The sequence below is a fragment of the Fusibacter sp. 3D3 genome (assembly GCF_001748365.1).
Classification (GTDB): Bacteria; Bacillota; Clostridia; order Peptostreptococcales; family Acidaminobacteraceae; genus Fusibacter_A.
Window position 1 is genome coordinate 112,566 of sequence record NZ_BDHH01000011.1, and the last position, 22,747, is coordinate 135,312.

At 36.8% G+C, this 22,747-nt stretch carries 20 protein-coding genes; 9 read left to right on the top strand and 11 right to left on the bottom strand.

The genetic code is table 11. The features are described 5' to 3' along the window. The first annotated feature begins 73 nt into the window (after positions 1 to 73). Positions 74 to 883, top strand: a complete 810-nt coding sequence (locus tag F3D3_RS13610; RefSeq protein ID WP_069874736.1) for an alpha/beta fold hydrolase — start codon at positions 74 to 76, stop codon at positions 881 to 883. Positions 884 to 1,380: 497 nt separating this feature from the next. Here F3D3_RS13610 and F3D3_RS13615 read toward each other — a convergent pair whose 3' ends face one another. The 3 genes from F3D3_RS13615 to F3D3_RS13625 all read right to left on the bottom strand — a co-directional run bounded on the left by F3D3_RS13615 (position 1,381) and on the right by F3D3_RS13625 (position 4,209). Beyond that, entirely contained in the window at positions 1,381 to 1,896 is a 516-nt protein-coding gene (locus F3D3_RS13615; protein ID WP_139132091.1) for a hypothetical protein, read from the bottom strand. Positions 1,897 to 2,105: 209 nt separating this feature from the next. Next, complete coding sequence (locus F3D3_RS13620) at positions 2,106 to 3,968, bottom strand: S9 family peptidase (RefSeq protein ID WP_069874739.1); 1,863 nt, start codon at positions 3,966 to 3,968, stop codon at positions 2,106 to 2,108. Between the two features lie 61 nt (positions 3,969 to 4,029). Next, positions 4,030 to 4,209, bottom strand: coding sequence for a hypothetical protein (locus tag F3D3_RS13625; protein WP_139132092.1), 180 nt, complete (start codon positions 4,207 to 4,209; stop codon positions 4,030 to 4,032). Positions 4,210 to 4,691: 482 nt separating this feature from the next. Here F3D3_RS13625 and F3D3_RS13630 point away from each other — a divergent pair, with 482 nt between their 5' ends. From F3D3_RS13630 to F3D3_RS13640, 3 genes are all read left to right on the top strand, one after another. Next, entirely contained in the window at positions 4,692 to 6,917 is a 2,226-nt protein-coding gene (locus F3D3_RS13630; RefSeq protein ID WP_242877138.1) for a peptidase domain-containing ABC transporter, read from the top strand. After that, the gene (locus F3D3_RS13635) at positions 6,914 to 8,359 is read left to right on the top strand and encodes an HlyD family efflux transporter periplasmic adaptor subunit (RefSeq protein WP_069874742.1); all 1,446 of its coding nucleotides are present in this window, start codon (positions 6,914 to 6,916) and stop codon (positions 8,357 to 8,359) included. Before F3D3_RS13630 ends, F3D3_RS13635 begins: the two co-directional genes overlap by 4 nt. Positions 8,360 to 8,477: 118 nt before the next feature. Beyond that, a complete protein-coding gene (locus F3D3_RS13640) occupies positions 8,478 to 10,019 on the top strand; it encodes a polysaccharide biosynthesis protein (protein ID WP_069874744.1) in 1,542 nt (513 codons plus the stop codon). A 118-nt stretch (positions 10,020 to 10,137) separates the two neighbouring features. Here the strand turns inward: F3D3_RS13640 and F3D3_RS13645 are convergent, their stop codons facing one another. Continuing rightward, positions 10,138 to 10,845 carry a 5'-methylthioadenosine/adenosylhomocysteine nucleosidase gene (locus tag F3D3_RS13645; protein WP_069874746.1) on the bottom strand — a complete coding sequence of 236 codons (708 nt, stop codon included), beginning with the start codon at positions 10,843 to 10,845 and terminating at the stop codon, positions 10,138 to 10,140. A gap of 80 nt (positions 10,846 to 10,925) precedes the next feature. After that, positions 10,926 to 11,399, bottom strand: a complete 474-nt coding sequence (locus F3D3_RS13650) for an S-ribosylhomocysteine lyase (RefSeq protein WP_069874748.1) — start codon at positions 11,397 to 11,399, stop codon at positions 10,926 to 10,928. 196 nt (positions 11,400 to 11,595) lie between these two features. On the opposite strand from F3D3_RS13650, the gene F3D3_RS24670 reads away from it, so the two are divergent. Beyond that, positions 11,596 to 12,060, top strand: a complete 465-nt coding sequence (locus F3D3_RS24670) for a cytochrome b5 domain-containing protein (RefSeq protein ID WP_069874749.1) — start codon at positions 11,596 to 11,598, stop codon at positions 12,058 to 12,060. Between the two features lie 44 nt (positions 12,061 to 12,104). Further along, a complete protein-coding gene (locus tag F3D3_RS13660; protein WP_069874751.1) occupies positions 12,105 to 12,428 on the top strand; it encodes a helix-turn-helix domain-containing protein in 324 nt (107 codons plus the stop codon). A gap of 196 nt (positions 12,429 to 12,624) precedes the next feature. On the opposite strand, the gene F3D3_RS13665 is transcribed toward F3D3_RS13660, so the two are convergent. Beyond that, entirely contained in the window at positions 12,625 to 13,353 is a 729-nt protein-coding gene (locus F3D3_RS13665) for a YaaA family protein (RefSeq protein WP_069874753.1), read from the bottom strand. Positions 13,354 to 13,553: 200 nt separating this feature from the next. Here F3D3_RS13665 and F3D3_RS13670 point away from each other — a divergent pair, with 200 nt between their 5' ends. From F3D3_RS13670 to F3D3_RS13680, 3 genes are all read left to right on the top strand, one after another. Next, positions 13,554 to 13,841 (top strand): hypothetical protein, encoded by a 288-nt coding sequence (locus tag F3D3_RS13670; protein ID WP_069874754.1) that lies wholly within the window; start codon positions 13,554 to 13,556, stop codon positions 13,839 to 13,841. Between the two features lie 229 nt (positions 13,842 to 14,070). Then, on the top strand, positions 14,071 to 15,696 hold the full coding sequence (locus tag F3D3_RS13675) for a hypothetical protein (protein WP_069874756.1): 1,626 nt from the start codon (positions 14,071 to 14,073) through the stop codon (positions 15,694 to 15,696). A 166-nt stretch (positions 15,697 to 15,862) separates the two neighbouring features. Then, positions 15,863 to 17,575, top strand: a complete 1,713-nt coding sequence (locus F3D3_RS13680) for an HD-GYP domain-containing protein (protein WP_069874758.1) — start codon at positions 15,863 to 15,865, stop codon at positions 17,573 to 17,575. A gap of 230 nt (positions 17,576 to 17,805) precedes the next feature. Here the strand turns inward: F3D3_RS13680 and speB are convergent, their stop codons facing one another. The 5 genes from speB to def all read right to left on the bottom strand — a co-directional run bounded on the left by speB (position 17,806) and on the right by def (position 22,689). Continuing rightward, on the bottom strand, positions 17,806 to 18,657 hold the full coding sequence (gene speB / locus F3D3_RS13685) for an agmatinase (protein ID WP_069874759.1): 852 nt from the start codon (positions 18,655 to 18,657) through the stop codon (positions 17,806 to 17,808). A gap of 11 nt (positions 18,658 to 18,668) precedes the next feature. Next, complete coding sequence (gene speE / locus F3D3_RS13690) at positions 18,669 to 19,514, bottom strand: polyamine aminopropyltransferase (protein ID WP_069874761.1); 846 nt, start codon at positions 19,512 to 19,514, stop codon at positions 18,669 to 18,671. Between the two features lie 32 nt (positions 19,515 to 19,546). Beyond that, positions 19,547 to 20,992 (bottom strand): aminotransferase class I/II-fold pyridoxal phosphate-dependent enzyme, encoded by a 1,446-nt coding sequence (locus tag F3D3_RS13695; RefSeq protein WP_069874763.1) that lies wholly within the window; start codon positions 20,990 to 20,992, stop codon positions 19,547 to 19,549. Between the two features lie 20 nt (positions 20,993 to 21,012). After that, positions 21,013 to 21,825: an adenosylmethionine decarboxylase gene (gene speD / locus F3D3_RS13700; protein ID WP_069874764.1), complete on the bottom strand. Its 813-nt coding sequence runs from the start codon at positions 21,823 to 21,825 to the stop codon at positions 21,013 to 21,015. Positions 21,826 to 22,233: 408 nt separating this feature from the next. Next, a complete protein-coding gene (def, locus tag F3D3_RS13710) occupies positions 22,234 to 22,689 on the bottom strand; it encodes a peptide deformylase (protein ID WP_069874767.1) in 456 nt (151 codons plus the stop codon). Between the last annotated feature and the right edge of the window lie 58 nt (positions 22,690 to 22,747).

Genomic DNA, 22,747 nt, shown 5'->3' on the forward strand with positions numbered 1-22,747 from the left:
TGTAGAAATTGTAAAAGTTATAATTTATGTAAATGCATTAAATGTATAAGACAACGATTGTGAGGAGAGAAAAATGGCTTATTTCAATTTGAATGGTAAAAATGCATATTATGAAGTACATGGCAAAAGTGATAAGACATTGATGATCTTAAATGGGATTATGATGAGTACTTCAAGTTGGTTACCCTTTATACCAATGCTTAAGAGAACAACTCAGGTTATTCTAGTGGATTTCTTTGATCAGGGCAAATCAGAGCCTATGACGGAAAACTATACGCAGGCCATTCAACTGGAATTAGTGGAAGCGCTCCTCGATGCACTTGACCTTCAGCAGGTGACATTATTAGGCATATCATATGGCGGCGAAGTCGCTATGAAATGTAGATCTTCACGTGTGAATCAACTGATTTTGGCAAATACGACAGCGCATACGGATCAGTCTTTGAAGGCTATTGGTGATAGCTGGGTTTATGCGGCAGAGACCTTTGATGGATCCGTTTTTTTTAAAGCGACAATCCCCCCGATCTATTCAAAGACGTTTTATAACGATCGCATCGAATGGCTTAATGAACGAGAAAAACTGTTTAAAAAGGCTTTTAAACCCGTATGGTATGAAGGTTTTATAAGACTTGTTCGAAGCGCAGAATCGCATGATGAGCGCGCAAATTTAAGTGACATTCAGATTCCTGTTTTAATCATCAGTGCTGAGGAAGATGTGATCACACCGCCTCAATGTCAAACGGATCTTAAGGCACGCATAAGAGATGCTAAATTAGTGGTCATAAAGCACTGCGGTCATGCAGCTATGTATGAAAAGCCAACAGAGTTTTTTAGCTTAGTGCTTGGATTCATGCTGTGTGGTCAGGATCAATTTGAAATATAATCCAATAGATACACCTCTGTTCAGTGATGATTTGTCTTGAGTGGAGGTGTATTTTAGGGCTTATAGACAACTAGATTTAAGCCAAAATCCGACTTAACAATTTGTTCTCAATTGCTTCATAGTGTATACATAACAAAATTATATACTGAGTACAAGTTAAGTGAGAGCTTAACACCCCCATAAATCTTAAACATGATTAACCCCAATTAATAACAAAACCCCAAATGAATTCAGAGTGGGTTTCCCCCAATTCCCACTCACATGATTTCCCCCGAATAACATATTTATTAAAAAAACTTCTAGCCCGAGCTAGAAGTTTTTTTGTGGTTAGAGTGTTATGCAAAACGGGTTTTTGACACTCTAACTAAATGTTTAATCCTAAATAAAAAGTTGTATTAAGACAAAAGACTGTATGTAAAAAGCATGATGCCACCTTCAATTACCATCATTTCTTCCATTTCTAATTCTTTAAACATCTGTTGTACCCCCATAAAATATTATTTTTCCAATTTCTCATTACCCCGCCGGATTATAATTGTACTGCTTATGTCGAATGTTTTTTCATTTGTATTATTGTCTAAGGTATTATTTTCAAGAGCATCATTTAATTCAACATATTTTAAGTGTGTTAAGTAACGTTTCATTTCTGCGTATTTAATAGGGATAGTGTTCCAGTAATAATCACTATTAATGTTTGAATATTTAATATATTGTTGAATTGGACTTTCATCAAAAGGCACTGTTTCATCAGCTGCTCTCATAGATTTCAGCGCACTTTGAATATTAGAATCTGAAACTGAATTTCCTTCTTTTTCTAAGCACTTAGCTTCTTGGATTTCAAAGGAAATCTTATTTAGCGCTATTGTATATATGTCTCTGTTACTCATTGCGTCAAAATCTGAATAGGCTTTATAAGTTTCTGCTCGTTCTTTTATATCTTCCCAAAGGATAGATGTATCGTCAATAAACGCAATTGCTTCGCTGTTATGCAATGTATTTTTACTAATCTCCAAACGAACATTTTATCAAGTCCATCACTAGATACAATATAAGTACTTAATGTATGAATTCCAACAGAATGATAACCATAATCGTATGAAGAACAACTAAAAACTTTGCACTCGTTAAAATTATGATTGGTAGTTGTAATACTTTGTAATGATACACTGTCACTAGGATAGAAAAATCCCCCTTCTTTACAATAGAAGCTCTCAAGTTGTCTTCATTTTGTCTGATCTATTAAATAGTAGACAGCTTTTTTAAATGAATCTGGAGGCACAAAATGTCCTTGATCAAATTGATCGAGGATCTTTAGAGATGGATTTGTTTTAGCAACAGTTTTCCAATCAGTCTTAACAGCCAATTGAGGGTCAAGATAGTTGTAAACGATACCAATTTCTTGAGGGTTTTGTTTCAATAAATGAATGACATCATAATCATCTGAATTTTCTAGTGTTTCCTTGTATTCATACAAGTTCCCTGTTTTAATGTCATTAATTGAGCCTGGAGCTATAGCAATTGCACATTTGATTCTGTCAGGAAAACGGAGCTTTGTGAGCATGCTCAAATAACCTCCAAACGAATTTCCGAAAACAGAGATATTATCTCCATCCATTTCAGGTGTTTGATCAATCCAATCTATTAATGCTTCTACGTTACCTAAGGCAGCTTCTGGAAGATTTTGATCAGCCAATTCACGGTAATATATGCCTAAACCATCCGAACCAAAATAATTGAGTTCAATAATATTGTAACCAAGTTTATAGATCAAAGAAGCTTGGGGATCTATTTGGTTCTTGGTATATCTTGTAAATGGTCCTCCATGAATAAAAATCACAACGGGTTTTTTTTCAGCATCGGGATGTTTGTATATATAGGTTAATATCATATTACCTTTTTTATCTTTGATTTCTTGTGCGATTTTGTTCACTCTATATTGAGGAAGCGGGACTGTTTCTAAGATCTGTTCTGTGTTGGTGTTTGAGTTGATGTATATAATTTCAATACTTTTCTCAGAAGACTGATAGATAATTCCAACTTTGTGATTCTCTGAGGAGACGATTTGTAATCTTGAGAATGCACTTTTTTCCGCTATCTCTGTAGAATGTTCACTCATTAGGGATTCATTGAACGAATAGATATGTTCAACATATGGGGATAGGGATGAGTCATCATACAATAAAGTCCGGATTTCATCGATATCACTACGATGTCCAATTTTATAAAGTGGAGCCGTTAGTTCATAGGTGATCGCACTAAACTGATTTGAAAGTGTATCAAAACACCTAAGTGTGCCATATGAACCTCTTGTTTCGTCTAAAAAGTAAATTTTTCCGTCATGTACAATATATTTAAATGGCGTTAATGCAAATGAACGCTCTGGGTGCTTGGATACGATTCTATTCATATATATTGATGTACCTAATACAGAATTAACTTCAATTCTTTGGTCATCAGTAGTTTCAACAGTGGCTAATAAAGTAGAATTATCATAAACATCATAATAATTATCTTCATTCAACTCAACAACCGACTGGAATTTTCCAGTAAAAAGATCAAGATAACCATAATATAGGTGATCGTCAAAGGCATACTTTATATAAAGCTTTCTCTCGTCCTCAACGGAACTCATAATGTCAAATATTATACATTCATCATTACTGAGTTTTATTACTTCAGAGGTGGAAAAGTCAATTGAGTAAATACTTTTAGGGGTCAATGAAGATTCATTATAAACAGCTGTGTAATTCGAGTAATCTACAGTTGCTATATATATAATGTTTTCATTTGTTGAGGTTATGTATTTAACAATATCTTTTAGATCAAAAGGAAGCTCAATCTCATCAATTTCAACCAAATTAGGATTATAAACATTCATAATGTTTTTGCTTATTTTAAATACTTTTGAACCAATAGCATTTATGCCGTAATCACTTTCAAAGGCATAAGATTCACTGTTGTAAATTTCGTTATAAGCATTCTCAATATCAGGATTTACAGGTGTTTGAGTTTCTGATTTAAATTTAATTTGACTTATGATTAATACCGTTAATAAAAGAACTGCAAAGATTATTCTTTTTTTCATAAATACTCCTAAAAAACTAAGTAGCAGAAAATAAATCTGCCACCTAGTTTTATTAATTATTTTATTTGCACTGTCTTTCGATCGCGTCACAGACAGTTGTTATAGTGTCTCTAATTGGTCCTGTAGCGACGTCTGCTACAAATGCCATTACTTTATTTTCGGCGTCAGGAAAGAGTTTATTGTTTTCAGGACTTTCTCCGTATCCGTAATGTCCACCATTTACCACTAGCATTTCATTCATATCTAATTCTTTAAACATCTGTTATACTTCCATAAAATATCATTTTTCTAATTTCTCATTACCAATGCATGCGTTATGTAACTTATTAATTGATTTTTAATCTGCAACAATATTTTCCAGAATAATTGCCACAAGATTAATTTTATGGTACCAGATGGGAAATGTCGTGTCAATAGCAAAAACAAAAAAAGTAAAAAATAGAACAAAATGCATATAGCCTGTTGTAAAACCAAGCGGGCTATGTTATCTTGAAAATGGGTATAACCTATTCACGCTTACACTATATTACAATTTTTATGTGTCCAACAAGTGTTCATTGCATTAAAATTTTCTTAAATCACATCGGAGGGTTTCATGTTTTATCAAAGCGTATACTCAGTCCGCTTCGCTACCTTCGTAACCCTTACGCAATCCTATCGGATTGCATTCAGTGGGCGTTTGGACTCCCACTGAATTAGGAATATGAACCCCCACTTTGAGAAGTGGGGGACATCTCCTCAAGGGTTATAAAAGAAAAGTTTCATTGCGTCAAGCAATACGACACAACGGACTGTGGTGCAGCATGTCTTGCCACAGTTTCAAAACAATATGGTCTTAAAATACCAATAACGAGAATTAGAGAAATCGCTGGAACGGATAAGCAGGGGACAAATGCTTATGGTGTCATTAAGGCAGCAGAAAAATTGGGCTTTTCAGCAAAAGGGGTCAAAGGAGATAAAGAAGCACTTTTTTCTGAGTTTCCATTACCTGCAATCGCTCACATAGTCGTGGAGGGTTCGCTGCTACATTATATGGTGATACATAAAATTGCGAAAGATAAAATAATCGTAGCAGATCCTGCCAAAGGCTTGATAACCTATGAACTCGATGACTTTATGAAGTTATGGACAGGCGTTTTAATYCTCTTAGTCCCTGATGTGAAATTTGAAAAAGGAGACATGACACAAGGTGTTTTTAAACGTTTTTTTGGTTTGCTTGTACCTCAAAAAAATTTAATAATACATGTATTTTTAGCATCTCTACTCTATACATTCTTAGGGATATTAGGGGCATTTTACTTTAAATTTCTATTGGATGATATTTTACCTTATGGCTTATTAAACTCACTTCACGTGATTTCGATAGGGATTATACTACTTAATGTCTTTAAAATTATATTGAATTCATTTAGAAGTTATTTGCTCCTTTATTTGAGTCAACGGATAGACATTCCAATGATCCTTGGCTATTATAATCATGTTTTGGATTTACCGATGAATTTTTTCGGGACACGTAAAGTCGGGGAGATTATATCCCGATTTATGGATGCGGGTAAGATAAGAGATGCCATTTCAGGTGCCACACTGACGATTATGATTGATACACTTATGGCGATTGGCGGCGGCATCATCCTATACAGTTATAACGCCTCTTTGTTTGGGATTGCAGTGATCATGCTGATCATCTATGGGGTGCTTGTCTTTGTGTTTAATAAACCGATACGAGAAATCAATCGAAAGCAAATGGAGGAAAACTCTCAATTAACATCCTATTTGATTGAGAGTTTAAATGGTATCGAAACCGTTAAAGCATTCAACGCTGAACGAGATTCCAAATATAAGACTGAATTTTTATTTGTAAAGCTGCTTAAGACGACTTTTAAGATGGGACTACTGAGTAATGTGATGGGTGCCCTCATTGGATTAGTAGGATCAGTGGGGGGCATTGTTATTTTATGGATCGGTGCATTAAATGTAATGCGGGGCAATTTGACCATTGGACAATTATTGGTTTTTAATGCTTTGCTCGCTTATTTTGTAGATCCTGTTAAGAATTTAATCAACCTTCAACCGATGATGCAGACTGCAATAGTGGCATCTGATAGGCTGGGTGAGATACTCGATCTTGAAATTGAAAAAGCAGAAAATGATAACCGAAAAATGAAGCCAGCAAGTTTAATGGGTGATATTGAACTGAAAAACATCGATTTTAGATATGGTACACGTGATAAAACTTTAAAAAATATCAATATGCAGATTAAATCGGGTGAGCGCATAGCACTGGTTGGTGAAAGTGGTTCTGGTAAGACGACTTTGGTGAAGCTGCTCTTGGATCTTTATTCTCCTGAAAAAGGAGAGATATTAATCGATGATAATAATATCAAAGATATTTCTGTGGAGGTATTAAGAGAGCGTATCGCATATGTGCCTCAAGATACATTTTTATTCAGTGGGACTATTGAGGAAAATCTAAGACTTGGAACAAGTGGTAAAGTTATGGATGAAATCATCAGTGCAACTAAACTTGCTAAAGCGCATGATTTTATAAACGAGCTACCACTGAGATACAGTACGCGTCTTGAAGAAAATGGCGCAAACTTGTCAGGTGGACAACGACAGCGGTTGTCAATTGCACGTGCCATTTTAAAGGCGCCTGATATTTTAATATTAGATGAAGCCACCAGTAGCCTTGATTCTATCACAGAAAAGGCTATCGAAAAGACCATCAACGAAGTGGGCAAAGGGATTACGACGATCATAATTGCACATAGACTCAGTACGATTATGAGGTGTGACACGATCTATGTGATGGAAAAGGGAGAAATTATCGAGTTTGGAAATCATAAAGCGCTTATAAGCAGGAATGGGAAATATTACGAGATGTGGAAAGATCAACTGCCTGAATTTTATATGAATAACACATCCAGTCAGGAGGAGATTGCATCATGAAAGGGATAATCAGTAATTTCTCAGATTTGAGTGATTCTAAAGAACTCATGGAAAATAAACCAAAACCATTTGCAATTTGGTTTATTTATGGCTTCATTGCTTTAGTGAGTGCAGCCTTTATATGGACTTATTTTGGAGAGATCGATATTGTGGTTAAGGCAGATGGTATTGTGCGCCCTTCGGTAGGCGTAAGTACCTTAACGTCAAAGATTAGTGGGAAACTCTTAACAATCAATTTTGGCAATGGAGAAGTGGTCGAGAAAAACGATTTACTTTTTACAATTGACCATGGAGTACTTTTAATTCAAAAGCAAGGTCTTGAAAAAGAACTTGAAAAAGCCATGACAGAAAATACTTTAACTCAGAAATTGGTGAACTCCATTTTGAAAAAGACGAATTTGTTTGATCCTCAGAGTGAGTCAGAATACTATCAAAAGTATGCACAGTATGAAATGGAACTTTTAAAAGTGCGTGAAAGCATTGACAGTTACACAAAGCGAATAGAAACATATCAAAAGGTGATTGATGGTTACAGTAAATTGATAGAATCCATTGATCAGAATAAGAATTGTTTTGAGCAAAAGGATGAATATGCGTTAAAGTATCTGGACTATACCTTTAATATAAATGATCTAGATGCTCAATGCCTTAAGGCTCAAGTGGATTATACTGCTATGGAAGCACTCTATGAGACGGGAAGTGTTTCAGAAAATGAACTTAAAGAATCGAAAAATGAATATTTAAAAACTCAAAATGCACTGGAAAAATATAAGAATGAAGTTCAGCTCAATTATAAATCTGCAATTGAGGAAGCTAAAAATAATCAAGCTCAATACCAGTTAGAGCTCAGCAAATTGACACCGGAAACCCAGACGAAATCTGGGTTTGCTTATTATGAAAATGAGCAATTAATTGATCTCAATAGTAAATTAGAAGATTATGCCACGCAAATAGATCGGTTAAATGAGTCCATACAGAGCATAGATCTCGATGTGGAAAATGCTTCTATTAGAAGTCCTATTGAGGGCATTCTCAATGTTGAACAAAACTATGTTGTGGGTGATCAAATCGGGATTGGTATGGCCATGGGAACAGTAGTCCCCACGGGTGATACGGATTTTAAAATTCAACTTTCGGTGAAAAATAGAGATATAAGTCAAATTCATGTGGGAGATGATGTTAAATTTAAATTTCAAGCACTGCCTTATAAAGAGTATGGCATGCTTGAGGGCCAAATCATACACATCAATGCGGATTCAAGTTATAACGCCTTAATAGGAACCCGTTATTACTTAGTGGAGGCACAGGTAGACAGTAGACCACTCGTCTCTTATAAAGGTGAGACATCCACGATAAAAGTGGGTATGACACTAGAAGGGCAAATTATCACCAAACGCAAAAAAATACTGCACTATCTACTTGAAAAGATTGATTTATGGTAAACTTCTAACGCGATAAAAACGACTTATCCTTTTTTTGTTGAATTTTCACTGAAAAACAATATAATGATAATAGGTGTTTTTCACCCTATTTCATTGAGAGAGAGGCAAAATTCAAATTATGAAAAATAAATTTGCAAAGCAACTTGGGATACTTGGAATTATAGGCCTTGTTATAAAAGTCATTGGGGCACTCTATAGATTGCCACTGGCTTATATTATGCCAGAAAATGCAGTGACGTATTACTCTATTGCTTATCCTTGGTATACCTTTTTAATCGTTATATCCACCACCGCATTACCCGCTGTTATTGCAAAACTCACCGCTGAATATGGTGCTAAAGATGATATAGAAGGTCAAACGCTTGTATTTGATGTTTCAAGGCGTTTAATGAAGGTCTTTGGAATTGTTACCTTGATATTTTTATCAGCTGCAGCGGGACTTATATCCAGTGCATCGGGGTATTCAGAGAGTATTTATTCTTTCTATGTCCTCGCCATAGCTTCTTATTTTGTCGCTTCAAATGCGGCCTATAGAGGTTATTTTCAAGGCACACAGAGATTAGAAATCTTCGGGATATCTCAACTCTTCGAACAATTGGGACGCGCTGGAATTGGACTTTTGCTTGTGTGGATTCTCAGTACCATGGCGGCACCCGATTCATGGCTTGCTGCTGCGGGAACTTCAGGGGCTGCTTTTGGAGCGTTGATCAGTTGGATTTATGTGGCGAATAAGTACAAGAAGCTGAAAGTAGCACCTTCACAAAAGGTAGCGCTTAAAGATCATAAACCGTTAATTGAAAAGATTTTGAAAATGGTATTTCCAATTGCGCTAGGTGCATCGATTATGCCGTTACTCACAATAATAGACGCGACCATGATCATTTGGAGACTTAGACAGACGGGCTTTGGTGATCAAGCTGGCGTGATGTATACCTTTATTACATTCTACTCAGTGCCAATCATCAATCTTGCACAAATTATTTTCACAGCCCTTCAAGTAAGTCTGCTCCCAATGATTACACGTGCTTTTACACAAAAGAGCGAACAGTTCCGAGAGAAAGTTTACCTCGGCGTTTTGACAGCGCTTCTTCTTGGACTTCCAATGGGACTTGGAATTGCAGTGTTTTCAAGAGAAATATTAGTTTTCCTTTATCCTAATAAAGCTGAGATGATCCTAGGAGCGGCACCAGTGCTTGGCATTTTAGGTCTAGGCGTTGCCTTCTTATCTCTTTATCAAGCGTCTACGGGCATCCTACAGGGCATCAATCTCTACAAGAAGCCTGTTAAAAATCTATTCGTAGGTGCGGTGGTAAAAGTGATTACAGCATATATCTTGCTGGGTATTCCAACCTTAAATATAAAAGGGGCAGCAATTTCTACATTATTAGCTTATGCAGTTGCGGCAACTTTAAATATGATCGTATTACTCAAACATGTGGAAATGCCAAAGTCTTTTATTAGAAAAGCAGCATTGACATTGATGTCAAATGCAGTGATGATTGTAGCTGCTAAAGGTTCATTCATTTTAGTGCATGCATATCTTGGTGCAAGGTTGAGTTTGCTCGTTGGCATACTTGTGGCAGTTATCGTCTATGCGGGGATGATGCTTCTGACCAAAGTGGTTACAAAAGAAGATTTGACTGCAATGGATAATAAGTAGAGGATTGAATCATTAAAGGTAAAGTTTAAAATAAAAAAAGGACATTTCCTGTCACTGACTGTAAAATCGGCAGACTAGGGAATGTCCTTTTATTGTTTTATTTGATTTGAGACTATTTTTATATTGCAGTCTTCATATTGCCGACCATATTCAGAATGATTTGAGTCGAATTTTTAGCAGCTTCTTCTGCAAACTCAGCATAATTCACATGAGCAGAACCGTCGGCTTTATCAGACATGGATCTGATGATGACAAATGGAAGTTTGTTGAGATAACAAACATGTGCAATGGATGCACCTTCCATTTCAGTGGTGTGAGCACCAAAGTTTGTTTCAATAAATATTTTGCGCTCTGCTGAGGACACGAATTGATCGCCAGAGACGATTCTGCCTTTAAAAATTTTATGCGATTTAACCGCTTCAATGCTAGAATTGTAAGCAAGGTCTACAAGGTAGGGATCTGCAATAAAGGTTGAGGTTTCCATTTGAGGGATGATACCGTACTCATAACCAAATCCAGTGCAGTCCACATCGTGCTCCATACAATCCGTGGAGATGACGATATCGCCAACGTTGAGGTCATCGTGGATGGCACCCGAAACACCTGTATTGACAATCGCATCGACTTTAAAGTTTGAGACGAGAATCTGTGAACAAGCAGCGGCGTTGACTTTACCTATACCACAAGTCACGACCACCACAGGTTTGTCATGTAATGTGCCTGAATAATAGGTCATTCCTGCGATTTCCATTGTGCTTTCAACACACATCTTACTTTTAAGAATTTCTGTTTCTAAATCCATAGCACCGATAATACCTAATTTCATATTGATCTCCGTTCTATATAAATCATAATTTAAACTTTTTTTAGTTTTGAAATGTGAAACGATTCATGTTTCACAAGTTCTTACTGTGGGTAAATTAAATTTTCAGTCGTTGCATTTTTTAAAACGTCAAGATACGCTAACGCTTCTTGTTTAGCCCCTTCTAAATTGTGTAGTTTATAGTTGCCGCATTCGATTTCACTTGCACCAGGAATTTCGCCTTCAAAAGTTGAAACGAATTCAAAGGCACGTATGAGTAAGGGGAGAATTTGCTCTGAGGTGTAAGCACCGTTTACGATGAGGTACATCCCTGTGAGACATCCCATAGGTCCAAAATAAGCAATGCTTGATTTGAACTCTGCATCATTTCTGACAAAAGTGGCAATGAGGTGCTCTAATGTGTGAATAGAGCCGTTTTCAAGCATATCGCTGTTGGGAAGCTTCATTCTGACATCAAATGTTGTCAATGTTTCTGCGCCGTAGTGATCCATGCGAGAGACGTAAACACCTTTTTTAAGTTTAATATGATTCACCGTAAAACTATCAATTTTCTTCATTTTAAGCTTTGCATGATACCTCTAATGATGTCATCACGCACTCCTTTCAATTTTTTGTTCTAGTGTTGGTTTTCAATGCTATTGTATCATAAAACGGCACTTGGGCGACTAAAAAGAATTTAAAAGGGTATGAAACAGATGTTAGTGTTAGATTTTACAACTGAATTTGACAGATCGCATATAAGGAGGTTACGCCATGAAAAAATGGCCTTTAGGGCTGATGCTCATATTTTTAGTTTCTGTGGTGCTTTTAGTAGCATGTACTGCAGGAACACCCACGGCTCAAGTGGACAAATCTACAACTGAATCACCAGAAGCAACTACACCAGAAGCAACTACACCAGAAGCAACTACACCAGAAGCAACTACACCAGAAGCAACTACACCAGAAACTGCACCTGGAGAAAATAATTCAATGAATGAGCTTCCTGTTTTTACACTTGAAGAACTTGCAAAATACAATGGGAAGGAGGGCATGTCGGCATACGTGGGTTATGAAGGGAACGTATATGATGTCTCTGAGATTAAAGCTTGGAAAAACGGCACCCATCAAGGCAAGTATGAAGCTGGACAAGATTTGACTGATGTCCTCAATAACTTAGCCCCACATGCACCAACGAATCTCACAGACAATGCGCCCATAGTGGGCACACTTGAGTAAAATTGAGCAAAAGAGCATTGAACTTGAACAACACTTAAATTTTATTGTCTGTACTAAAAAAGAACACGATTCCCACAGAATCACTTGAAGCTTATAAGGAATCCGTTGAGGCAGAGGTCTTAAAGGGAGCGCTTGAGGCTTGGGGTGGTAATATTACGAAAGCAGCTGAAAAGTTAGGAATTAGTAGATGGTCGCTTCATCGTATTCCTCTTATAGCAATTGGGACTGCTATTTTATGGTTTGGATGGTATGGCTTCAATGCAGGCAGTGAACTCAGAGTAGATTCTATTACCGCATTGGCATTTTTAAATACGGATATTTCAGCTTCGTTTGCGGCGATCGTATGGCTTGATTCATGGAGGGGTTAATTTCTTTTTAGTTGAAGTGGGTGCCGTTGCATTTGCATCATTATACGCATTTGTGATTTCATAGGGGCTACTTTATCTCATTGATATGGTTACACCTGTAAGAGTCGATGCAAGAGAGCAAGTGACAGGTCTTGATGAAGTACTTCACGGTGAAACCGCAGATTTTATGTAAATTCAAGTGAAGGCAGTCACTTGATTACAGATTAGTAGAACGGACATAGTAAAGGTTGTTTGAATCAGAGATAGAAGCGTTGAAAGCATAGCCGTCAAAGGTGACTGATTTCAATGCTTTTACTGTTTTTATACGTTCTTTGGTCATTAAGTGAATCATTTTGCCACGCGCCATTTTAGCAAAGGTCGCTTTATTGATCAGCTTACCTTGAGTGTCTTCTCTAAAGTGAATTGTGATTTTAGGAAGAGTAACCATTTTAGAGAATTCATTAGAAGCGAGATCGATGATGATTTCATTTTCTTTAAATAAGGCTTGGATATAATCATGCCAATGCGTATATAAATTTAGGTTCTTTATTTTCATTTGAAAGTCCAAGCGATAAGGTTTAATAGGATCAAAGGGAGAAGTCATACCATATAGAGCACTCAATATAATGAGATGCTGATCTATATAATTAAAGTCCGCTTTGTTATAGTTTTGGAGCTCTAATTGCTTGAAAACGAGACCAGTATATGAGTGAATAGCAGGAAGGCGCTCGTGCTTATTAAAGTTTTTGTAATGCGTCTCATAATAATCGGATTTATCTTTGTAAATACGTGAAAAATCCTCTAAAAGGAGAGTTGATATCACTTGATTGGTCAGTGTGTCTTGCTCTGGTGAAAAGTAAGTTATATGCTTTTCGGGGCTGTAGCAAAGGGGGGATTCTGATGACGGTGTTCGCTGGGTTTTACTCGGGGACATGATTATTTTCATATTAAACGCCTCTCATGTAATAAATTTTTAGATATCATTAAAGTCAATGCTTATTTGATCCGATATACTATATATAGATAGAAAGTTTTATTAATCCGGATATATTGTAGGTTTTACAAAAAAAGTGCGCATTTTTTACCTAACTTTAAACCTGATATAACAAACCGTTGATACCATAAGAGTAGCAAAGGAGTGATCATATGTCAAAGGTTCTTGAGGTAAGAGGAGATTATAAGATTTTAGCGACAAATAGAGATTATGTCGTCATCAACATGACACTAGCTTATGAAAATCATGCACACTTCAAATCAATCCAACCGCTGTACCATTTATTGGCTCTTATTGAAAATGGTCTAAAACCAACTTCGCCTTATATGCTAAAAGCAGCTAAAAGATTATTAGGAGAAGGATTTGAGACTTTGACTCCAAAGCGGAAAAAAGAAAATTATAACAATAACCATAGAAAATCGCGAACGCGATGTGCTTAACAATGATTGATATCACCTTGATGCAATATGATCATAGGTGATTTTTTTATGAGATAAATCATTAAATTTGTTGGATCAGGTCGTTGGACCTGAAGAAAATTCAAATATTATTAAAGCTTGAATTTATTCGTTACAAATTTCAAACAAAATATCTTTCTAAACCACATATGTGGTAATCTATAACTAGAAAGATGAAATACTACTAAAATGACAGTGATGGAGGCATCAAATGACAGTGAGAAGGCGTGAACAGTTTAAAAACATAAGTATTCTATTTATACTAATGTTTTGGGTTTATATTGGAAGTATCAATACATACGGTGATGATACATTTCAAGGGGACGTTTTATTTGAAGAAAAAGAGGAGCATCAAATTGGTGATGTGGTCGGTTCCTTTAAAAAAAGCGCGACTCAAATGAAATTGGGGGAGAAAACCATCCCAACATATGAAATGGGCAATGAACTTTGCTTTGTGATTGAAGACCTTAAATATTATGGCGGTCGAGTAACTTGGCATCCTATGGAACGTCTGACTAGAACCACTTGGGCTGACTATAATCAGGTTAAATCATCAGGAACTGAAAGATTTGTCAAGACAAGTGGGCATGTCTATTACAGTGATATCAAAGTTTTTGTTGATGGAATTGAACTGCCTGCCTATAATATTGGCGGATACAGTTTGGTTAAATTTTCTGATCTTACTGAAAAGAGATATGTTAGCGTTGAGAGAGCGGAAATTCATGATATACATGTAGGCGGCATAATAAGGCTTCCTGAAGGGGTGGGCTCACCAAAGGGAGGTTTAGTTGTAAAACCTGTATTTTACTATGCTGAAAGGGGTCGATTGGTAAAATATCTAGGCGAAAGTTACGCTATTGATGAAGGTGAATCCAATGTTAATTATGAGATGATATTGCCATCCAATTCAGCTGTGAGTACGCCTTTTTATGATATTAACATTTATGGCTATATGGGTTACGAGATAGAAACAGAAGAAGGCCAGTATATTCATTATGATTTAGAGAAGAGTAGTTGTTTAGAACATCCTTTTTTAAAGCGTATGAGTTATTATCAAGATGTTTATTCGAACGTTAATATTGAGTTGTTACCAAAACAGGAAGTAAGTCTCACATTAAACTTAGAGGGGGATGTTTTTGGTGCGATTGATAGCAGTTATATCAGGGAGATCAGTGTAGCTGCTACAGAGGTTAAAACGGGTAAGCGTATAGTCCAATCCATCTATCAGAATGTAGATCAAAAATATACCCATGTGAATTTAACTTTTATCGAAAATCAGTTATACACACTTAGTTTTAGCATGACTTCTTTTGGCTCGATAAGTCCCAAATTTGCTTCGATACCACCACAGATGTTTGTACCCTATTATTACAACCAAAGTAGAATTTTACAAGCTGATGGAGAGAAAAAACCTATTTTAGCAAACGAACAGAATGCTTCTATAAATTTAACGTGGCATTTACCTAATATTGTTGTAGGGGATGCTCGGGAGTCAAAATGGCGCGCTAAAATAGGAGAAGAAGCATATGAGGTCTTTGAGATCGATGGAGAGCTGTACATGAGCAGAGCGAATACTTTACTGAGTAGTAGTAAGTATGGAGCGTTGTTGAGTGGACTAGAGCAAAAAGAACTCCCAAGAGTTGGTGATAAAGAAAGTGAAACAAAGAAAGTGATACAGTCTACTCTATGTGTATCCAATAATGAAACGAGCATCCCAGTATATTTGTTAATGAAAAAAGATCAATATGAACAATTGGTAAAGATATCTGATATGGAAAAAATAGGTTTCAAGGTACAGGTCGACGAACTGAATAAGACGATTACCATTTTAAATTAAGAACTATCAGGTCTATTAGTCTGGTTTTTATAGTCCTAATGACCTAAAAAAACATTCGAAAAGTTAAAAAAATATAATTATAATGTTAGTTGAAAATGTAAATGGGTAAAAATGATGTGATGGCTCCATATAACCTAAACACTATTCAGTGGAGAGGGGATGCGTAATGAAAACAACTTTACTTTATGATGATATGCTAAAATTTGATGAAACAATCCAAACGATGATTGAAAATTCGGATGTTCTTGTTTATGCGGATCAACTGATACTCAGCATTTACACCCATGCAAGTGGTGAAAATGCGTATATATATAGGACATGTGATGATGCTTTTTTAAAACGGTTAGATATAAATATGACAATGGATGTCATTACCAAAGCAGAACTGGGTATGGGTAATATGAAATATATCCTATTCAATTCAATTTTGGATGATGATGAGGTAAGAGAACAGTTTTATGAAATTGCTCTGATCTCGCTTGATCCACTTGAAGAAGAAGATAATTTAGTCGGATATGTTTATTTTACAATTGATAAGAAATATGAGGCGCTTCTCCTTAAAACGCAAAATAAAAAAAAGAGTTTCTTGAGAATTGATTATTTGATCAACAGTATTAGAATTAATATTGAAAACTATGAAAAATTATATTATTTGATCGACTTTTTTTCGGAAATTGTGACTACAAAAGATCGCTTTATGCCTTATCACATGACCAATGTCGCCAATTGGACCATGTCGATTGCCAATGAACTCAATTTAGATTACAAAGATCGGCTTACTTTGTATGTGGCTTCCTTAATGCATGATATTGGCATTGTGTACATTCCTGAAAAGATTATTAATAAATCCAGCAAACTAAGTGAAGAAGAGTATGGTTTGATGAGGCAAGTGCCAGAAAAAAGCTATGAGATCACAAAGACTACACTCTATGGGATGCATTTTTTTAAAAATGTGCCCAACATTATCCGATATCATCATGAGTGGTTTGATGGTAGCGGTTATCCTTCCAAAAAAAGTGGAGAGGAAATTCCCTTTTTAAGTCGAATTATCTCAGTGGCAGACGCAACCGATGCAATGTTGTCAAGAAGAGCTTATCGAGATTTACTCTCTGAAGATTTTGTCATAAAAGAACTTTTAAAAGGAAGCGGCAAACAATTTGATCCGGAAATTGCAAATGTAATGATTCAACTGCTTAGAAGTAGGACTAAGGACACTGGTGAGACCTTCGTTGAGGAAATGAATTTTATCCCCCAAGCTTCGCTTAATTTTTACTATGATAACTTTCAAAATCAACGTTCGTATGTAGGCAATCTCATTATGAATGAAAGAACTGGGAAATTGATCATACATAGTGGTGGTGCGTTATCTGATCTTCAAGTAAGTCGCGTCTATAAACCTTCTATCAGTTTTTTTGCACTGAACGATTTTTTAGAATATGAAGTCGAGATATTAGGCGCATTGAATAATCAGATACTGATGACGGGATTTAAATTTGTGCCCACAGATAAATATTTTTCTTTAATATGGGAATTAACGGGGATATTAAAAACACCTTCAAATAGAAAAGGTAATGTAAAAATTATAAAAGTGGGTGGTGATACATTAGTTTTTGAAGTTGCAGATCAGTTTTTTAATGATATTTTGGTTTCGAGCATTGATAAAACGGCAATGATAGATTTTGATTTGGAAATCGATCATGTGCACAATAGGCTTTCGCTAATGGGCAGGATCATAAGGTTTTTTAATTTTCAAAATGTCACCGTTTTCGTATTTAAGTACACCAACATTAACAGTGTGGAAAGAGATTCGATTTTAAGAATGCTTTTTAGAAAACAAACGCATGATAGACAAGTTAGGTTGAAGACAAGTGTGATTTAACTCAAGTAGAGAAGCGTTGCTATTATAATTCTTATGGACTTTGATTAAGAAGTCTGGTAAGAGCCAAAATAGCAACGCTTATTTTATCAAAGCGTATACTCAGTCCGCTATGCTACCTTCGTAACCCTTGCGCAATCCGTTTGGATTGCATTCAGTGTGAGTTTGGACTCCCACTGAATTAGGAAAGGCAGTGAACTTGTGAAAGGATAAAGCGCATTGCGCATTCGCTGTTATCTTAGAATTGCAAGTAAGAATTCTCTCATGACTTTACAAGCGGTAGCTGTGCTCACGCCAGATTGATCATAATGCGGTGACAATTCTACAATATCAGCGCCTATGACGTTTAAATCCTTAAAAGACTGTATAATAGTCATCATCTCGATGAAAGAGATACCGCCAGGTTCAGGTGTTCCAGTCCCTGAAAATATGGAAGGATCTAGAACATCGAGATCAATGGTGATGTAACAAGGTGTCTTTGGACCAATCGCAGCGATGCGCTCTTTTAATGTTGAGAAAGTGAATTTTTCCAAATGCGTATGCGATTTGGCCCACTCGAATTCCCATTTCTCACCTGAACGAATGCAGAACTGATTGATTTTATGATCGCCCATAAAGTCCCAAGCGCGTCTGATCACTGTTGAATGAGAAAGAGGCTCTCCCATGTAGTGTTCCCTCAAATCCGCATGTGCATCCAGATGAAATAGCACAAGGTCTGGGTATACTTCATAGGAAGCTTTAATTGCCCCGAGAGAGACTAAGTGTTCGCCGCCAATCAAGAAGGGCTTTTTGCCTGCTTTCAAAATGGTCCTAGCCATGTCTTCTATAACTTCAAGTGATTTTTTCGCATTGCCAAAAGGTAGATCGAGATTGCCCACGTCGGTTAGAGCGTAATCTGCAAGATCTTTGTCTTGATAGGGGCTATAGGTTTCCAGACCATAAGAATCCATTCTGATAAAATCAGCGGCAAAACGTGTTCCTGGTCTGAAAGAAGTCGTTGAGTCGAACGGTGCGCCGTAGATGACGAGCTCGGCATCTTGATAATCAGAATCACAACCGATAAAAGTATGAATATTTGAATGCATAGGTTCCTCCGTTATTCAGACAATAGTTTTTTTACAAAAGTAGGCAGTGCAAAACAACCTGTGTGAAGCTCTGTGTTGTAGTATTTTGTTTCAAGTCCAAATGCTTCCCACGCTTCTTTTTTGAAATCCTTTATGGGATCGAGTGATTTGGAAGCAAATCCAAATAACCAATGTCCAGATGGATAAGTTGGCATATGGAATTGATATACTCTACTGATTGGGAATATCTTTTCTATTTTATCATGCGAACGTTTCATTTCTCTTGCGTAGTTTGAATAATACGGGCTTTCGTGTTGGTTAATGAGAATACCAATTTCAGTAAGGGCATTAAAACAGTCTGTGTAAAATGCCTCAGAGAATAAACCTTCACCTGGGCCGATTGGATCTGTAGAATCCACAAGGATTAAATCATACTGGGCAACTTTGCCTTCGATGAATTTTAAACCGTCTTCAAAGTAAAGGGTAACACGTGGGTCCGTGAGTTTATCGGCTGTGAGCGGCAAGTATTTTTGACAAGCTCTAACGACCATTTCATCTATTTCCACCATATCAATCTTTTCAATGTGTTTATATCTTGTGAGTTCTCTTACTGTGCCCCCGTCACCACCGCCGATGACGAGGACGCGTTTAATATCTGGATTGGTTGCCATAGCCACATGTGTGATCATATCGTGGTAGACAAATTCATCTTTTTCATTGACCATCATCAGACCATCTAATGTAAAGAAGGTGCCGAATTCTTCTGATTTAAAGAAATCAATTTGTTGAAAAGGGCTGGTTTCTGAATAAAAATGTTTTTGAACTTTAATTGAAAAATCAACTGTATCTGTGTGTTTTTCGGTGTACCATAATTCCATGCTAAATCCTCCTCTAAAGTATAGTTCATGTGTTATCCTTTAATGACCTTTATGAAATTTGCGTCAGGATCTTCCATGCCAGTAACAACACCGTGTGACGCCTTAAAGAGTTTAATTTGCTCAATGACGGATTCATTGATGCGTTCGCCATAACTTACAACAGGAATTCCTGGAGGGTAGCTCATAAGCGATTCGCCACTGATTCGACCAAGTGTGTCTTCGAGAGCAACCATTTCTTTCACTGCATAAAAGGCCTCTCTTGGTGTTAATACCACTTCTGGGTAATGTAAATCTATTTTTTTGTAATCAATACGCTCGGAATGGAAGCGTTTGCTAATAGCCTTTAGTGCGTCAATCAGAGCGTTGACACTATCATAATCATCGCCAACGCTTAAAATGGCAAGTGAGTTGTAAACATCTCCAGTTTCCATTTGAATGTTGTATTCATCTCTCAAAATATCGTAGAGCTCCATGCCGTTAAGGCCCATATTGCGAGTGGTTACACTTAGTTTAGTGGGATCAAATTTATAGATACCGGGTTGACCTTCAGATTCATATCCGATGGCGTAACAACCGGGAATTTGGTTGATTTCTGTCCTTGCATAGTCGGCTATTTCTATGACATGCGATAATATATCATGCCCTTCTGTTGCGAGCATTTTACGTGCGACATCAATAGAGCCCATGAGTAAGTACGATGGACTTGTGGTCTGCATGGTATTGATCACTTTTCGAACATATTGACCATCAATACGATCGGTTTTTATTAGGAGTGCAGAACTCTGCGTTAACGACCCGCCTGTTTTGTGAAGGCTGACTGAGGACATATCTGCACCTGCGGCCATACCACTGAGTGGAAATTTTTCGTGAAAATGAAAATGTGAGCCGTGCGCTTCGTCTACGAGAACGAACATCCCCTTTTCATGACAATAATCGACAACAGTCTTTAAGTCGCATGCAGCGCCATAATAGGTTGGGTTGATTATGAAAGCTGCCTTGGATTCTGGATGTTCTTCGTATGCTTTTTTTAAACTTTCAAGGGTGATGTTATGAGAAACACCCATTTCATTGTCAATCTCTGGCGCCATATAAACGGGTTCTGCGCCACATAAAATAAGTGCGTTGATGGCCGATTTATGAACATTTCTAGGCAAGATGATTTTATCGCCAGTGGTTACAGTGGCCATAATCATGGTCTGAACGGCGAAAGAGGTACCACCCACTATGAAAAAACCACGATCCGCACCAAAAGCGTCTGCTAGAAGTTCTTCGCCTTCTTTAATGACGCTGGTTGGATTGCCTAGAAAATCTAATGGCTTCATAGAATTGACATCAAGTTCAAGCATTGTGTTTCCAAAATAAGCAGCGTATTCAGGTAGCCCGCGACCATGTTTGTGTCCAGGGACATCAAAGGGAATCACTTTTTTTGCATGATATGCCTTCATAGCGGTAAAAACTGGTGTTTTTGAATGATCCATTATCACTTCTCCTTTTTAAATTACATCTTCGGCATGTTGCGCCCGTGGTAGATTTCAGCCATTTCTTTTTTGAGTTTTGTGATGATCTCGCGTTGTTCTTTGACGGTGAGATCATCTTTGTTAATTTCAAAGAGATAGCTCGCGAGTTCAAAATCTTTGAGCATCATCTTCGTGTGAAAAATATTTTCTTGGTAGATGTTGACATCAATTAATTGATACTTATTTAAAGTGCGTTTTGCAATGAAATTTTGAATCGAATTGATGTTGTGGTCAATAAATAATTTTTGTCCAGAAGCATCTCTTGTAAAGCCTCTTACCCTGTAATCAATGGTGATAATATCAGAGTCAAAGCTATCAATTAAATAATTAAGGGCTTTTAGGGGTGAAATTTGGCCGCAAGTGGATACGTCAATATCAACTCTGAAAGTACTGATGCCGTTATCGGGATGGTATTCCGGATACGTATGAACGGTTAAATGACTTTTATCTAAGTGCCCGACCACATGTTGGGGCACGTTGACGAGAATGCCTTTGTTGCAGGAGTCATCCAAAGCAGATTGGGGAACCTCCTCTTCAGAAATCAGTATGGTTACGCTTGCACCTTGAGGATCATAGTCTTGCTTTGCAACATTCAACACATGGGCACCAATCATCTCGGTAACATCTTCTAAAATATGTGTTAGACGGTCTGAATTGTATTGTTCGTCAATGTATTCTATATATTTTTTACGATCGGCCTCAGTTTTCGTATAGCTGATGTCGTAGATGTTAAAACTCAAAGTCTTAGTGAGGTTGTTAAACCCATGAAGTTTGATTTTTTTATAACCTTTCAACGGATGACCCTCCTTGTTCAAAACACGTTTTTTTTCAGTGGTGAAAAGCGACAGATAATACTTAAAATATTAACCCGGAAGTATACTAATACTATTTTTTACACAAGTACAATTATATCAGAAAAAATTATAAATGCTAGTGTTTTGTAGGTTATTTTCAAATAAAAAATCATAAGCTTTTTTAACAAATATAAGTTTAAAATATTAAGTCATATAAATGCCACTGACAAACTTTTAGTATTTGAAAATGCTTATATTGATGTTAAATGAATGCAATCCAATAGAATTGTGCAAGTGACTTTGTAAGCATAAAAACGCCCCTCATGTATGAAGGGCGTTTTCGAAATTGATATTCATGTGAGTTTCATTCTAGGGTTAGAGGGTTGCTCAACTTTTGAATTTGACACCCTAACCTTCTATAAATTCATAAACTTTATCGATAAAAAGAATGCCATCTAGATGATCAATTTCATGGCATAAGCACTTCGCCATAATACCTTCACCTTCAATTTCAATAGTTTCACCTAAACGATTTTGTGCAGAGACTTTAACAAAGCTTGGACGTTTAAGTTTTCCCCATTGATCAGGGAGGCTGAGACAGCCTTCGGTCACTTCTTGAACGCCTCTGGATTCTATTATAATGGGATTAATCAGCTCGATGAGGCCATCACCAATATCGATCACGACAAGTCTCTTGAGAATACCTAATTGCGGCGCAGCCAGAGCGGCGCTATTATCCGTGTGGTAAAGTGTATCCGCCATATCATCTAAAATGAGTTTTATTTTTTCATCAATGACATCAACAGCTCTACAAGTCTTGCGGAGGATGGGATCGTCATTTATTCTTATTGTTCTAAGTGCCATGAAAGTCTCCTTTTAAATCATTTTTACTAATTCTATTTTACTGGGTTATTCATTTGTT

What these genes read in the sequence shown, in the direction of transcription:
- F3D3_RS13610 (WP_069874736.1), top strand. Translation starts at nt 74, where the DNA reads ATGGCTTATTTCAATTTGAATGGTAAAAATGCATATTATGAAGTACAT.
- F3D3_RS13620 (WP_069874739.1), bottom strand. Translation starts at nt 3,968, where the DNA reads ATGAAAAAAAGAATAATCTTTGCAGTTCTTTTATTAACGGTATTAATC.
- F3D3_RS13625 (WP_139132092.1), bottom strand. Translation starts at nt 4,209, where the DNA reads ATGAATGAAATGCTAGTGGTAAATGGTGGACATTACGGATACGGAGAA.
- F3D3_RS13635 (WP_069874742.1), top strand. Translation starts at nt 6,914, where the DNA reads ATGAAAGGGATAATCAGTAATTTCTCAGATTTGAGTGATTCTAAAGAA.
- F3D3_RS13640 (WP_069874744.1), top strand. Translation starts at nt 8,478, where the DNA reads ATGAAAAATAAATTTGCAAAGCAACTTGGGATACTTGGAATTATAGGC.
- F3D3_RS13645 (WP_069874746.1), bottom strand. Translation starts at nt 10,845, where the DNA reads ATGAAATTAGGTATTATCGGTGCTATGGATTTAGAAACAGAAATTCTT.
- F3D3_RS13650 (WP_069874748.1), bottom strand. Translation starts at nt 11,399, where the DNA reads ATGAAGAAAATTGATAGTTTTACGGTGAATCATATTAAACTTAAAAAA.
- F3D3_RS24670 (WP_069874749.1), top strand. Translation starts at nt 11,596, where the DNA reads ATGAAAAAATGGCCTTTAGGGCTGATGCTCATATTTTTAGTTTCTGTG.
- F3D3_RS13665 (WP_069874753.1), bottom strand. Translation starts at nt 13,353, where the DNA reads ATGAAAATAATCATGTCCCCGAGTAAAACCCAGCGAACACCGTCATCA.
- F3D3_RS13670 (WP_069874754.1), top strand. Translation starts at nt 13,554, where the DNA reads ATGTCAAAGGTTCTTGAGGTAAGAGGAGATTATAAGATTTTAGCGACA.
- F3D3_RS13675 (WP_069874756.1), top strand. Translation starts at nt 14,071, where the DNA reads ATGACAGTGAGAAGGCGTGAACAGTTTAAAAACATAAGTATTCTATTT.
- F3D3_RS13680 (WP_069874758.1), top strand. Translation starts at nt 15,863, where the DNA reads ATGAAAACAACTTTACTTTATGATGATATGCTAAAATTTGATGAAACA.
- speB (WP_069874759.1), bottom strand. Translation starts at nt 18,657, where the DNA reads ATGCATTCAAATATTCATACTTTTATCGGTTGTGATTCTGATTATCAA.
- speE (WP_069874761.1), bottom strand. Translation starts at nt 19,514, where the DNA reads ATGGAATTATGGTACACCGAAAAACACACAGATACAGTTGATTTTTCA.
- F3D3_RS13695 (WP_069874763.1), bottom strand. Translation starts at nt 20,992, where the DNA reads ATGGATCATTCAAAAACACCAGTTTTTACCGCTATGAAGGCATATCAT.
- def (WP_069874767.1), bottom strand. Translation starts at nt 22,689, where the DNA reads ATGGCACTTAGAACAATAAGAATAAATGACGATCCCATCCTCCGCAAG.